Source organism: Nocardia sp. TBRC8007, from assembly GCF_056629435.1.
Genome location: NZ_JBWSOR010000155.1, coordinates 1 through 479, shown reverse-complemented (window position 1 = coordinate 479; position 479 = coordinate 1). Strand labels below are relative to the sequence as shown.

The following is a 479-nucleotide window of genomic DNA, read 5'->3' as shown; positions in this document are numbered from 1 at the left end:
TCCCAGCGGCGGTTCTCCGTAGCCGCGGTGGTTTGCTACAAGACCGGCGAGCGTTCCCGGCTGATCTACCGGCCCAAATATCATCGCGGCCCGAAGACCGCCGGGCGCCGTAGCTTCGCCTGGACCGACTACCGCGACCTGCTCGTCGATACCCACCGCCAACTCGGTGGCCCGATCGTGCTGGTCTGGGACAACCTGAACGTGCACCGCGACACCCGGCTAAGCACATTCATCGACACCCACGACTGGATCAACTGCTACCGGCTACCACCGTACGCACCCGAATTGAACCCGGTCGAAAGCATCTGGTCACTACTGAGACGAAACAGCCAGGCCAACACCACATTCACAGACCCGACCCACCTGCTACACACCCTCCGCCACGGCCTACGACGAATTCAATACCATCACAACCTAATCGACGGATGCCTGACCGCAACCGGACTCACACTCACGACATCACACCGAAAACCTCAGTA

Annotated in this window: 1 protein-coding gene; it reads left to right on the top strand. The window is 60.5% G+C overall.

The genetic code is table 11. The annotated features are described in order from the left end of the window. The coding region (locus tag ACX4ZE_RS23065; protein ID WP_480275565.1) for a transposase at positions 1-479 on the top strand (479 nt) is incomplete at both ends.